This is a genomic window from Winogradskyella pacifica, from assembly GCF_013403915.1.
Classification (GTDB): domain Bacteria; phylum Bacteroidota; class Bacteroidia; order Flavobacteriales; family Flavobacteriaceae; genus Winogradskyella; species Winogradskyella pacifica.
This window is the reverse complement of sequence record NZ_JABFDI010000056.1, coordinates 1-993: the sequence shown is the minus strand read 5'-3', so window position 1 is coordinate 993 and position 993 is coordinate 1. Positions and strand designations below refer to the sequence as shown.

Sequence of the window (993 nt, the reverse complement as noted above, 5' to 3'; positions counted from 1 at the left end):
GCCCCACGCCGTCACGCCGCGGGGCGGCTTCGGCCTGCGACTTGACAAACATGCCCTACATATCAGTACTACAGCAGTAGATCGGTCTGGAGGTCCCCTGACCTGCGATGATAGTGGCAACGTTGGGCGGTGGCCTGGTGTTTTCGTCTCCATGCCGACCACGCGAGAACGTGTTCGACGCTCGCGAGTGCTCCAAGGACGAGGGCGTTGAAAAGTCTGCGTAACTCGTTGATCGTCAACATGATCAGATCGTCGACGACTGGACTGCGTTCACGTTCGGCTGCGGTAGTAACAGCGAGGAACGCCATCGTAGCCATCGCCAACGTCACCCACCGATGCCACGAGGTCCACCGCCGCACCTGATGCTCATCGAGACCTGCTTGCCCCTTCGCTGCCTGAAACGACTCCTCGATCTTCCATCGCCACCCCGCGACCCGCACCAACTCCGACAACGTCACCGCAACCGGGGAGAAGCACCGGTAGTACGCGATCTCACCGGTGACATCGTGGCGCCGCAGCAACATAGATGTATGGCCGTACTCGTTGTCAGGCAACGGTATCCACGCCCAGGAATACCATCGCGGCCCCTTGCATCCAGCGCCGGCAGATCGCATCTGCCAACACTGTTCATCGAGTAGATCCACCAGAGTATCGATGCGTACCGACCCCGTCGCGGTGGCAACTCGATGACTGCACGCCACCGCCAGTACGTACCCGACCCGCCGCGATTCGAGCTCTGCTCGCAGACCAGGGTCTGCGCCGTAGACTTCATCGCCGGCAACCCACGACGCGGGTGTGCCGTCGTCGAGGGCAGCGCAGATCATCGCCCGCGCCAACGCCGGTTTCGTAGCGAACACCCGATCAGCATCCGGAATCCCAGCGCAATCACAGCGGGCGGTGTCCTCGGTCCACGACGCCGGTAGATACAACGCGCGGTCGATCAACGCATGCCCACGGCGCCCGGCGTACGTCAGGTACACCGCGACCTGCGCA

At 62.6% G+C, this 993-nt stretch carries 1 protein-coding gene; it reads right to left on the bottom strand.

Annotated elements, in window-relative coordinates; all coding sequences use genetic code 11:
• Positions 1-68 precede the first annotated feature (68 nt).
• The coding region (locus tag HM984_RS17370; RefSeq protein WP_179350111.1) for an IS701 family transposase at positions 69-993 on the bottom strand (925 nt) is incomplete at its 5' end.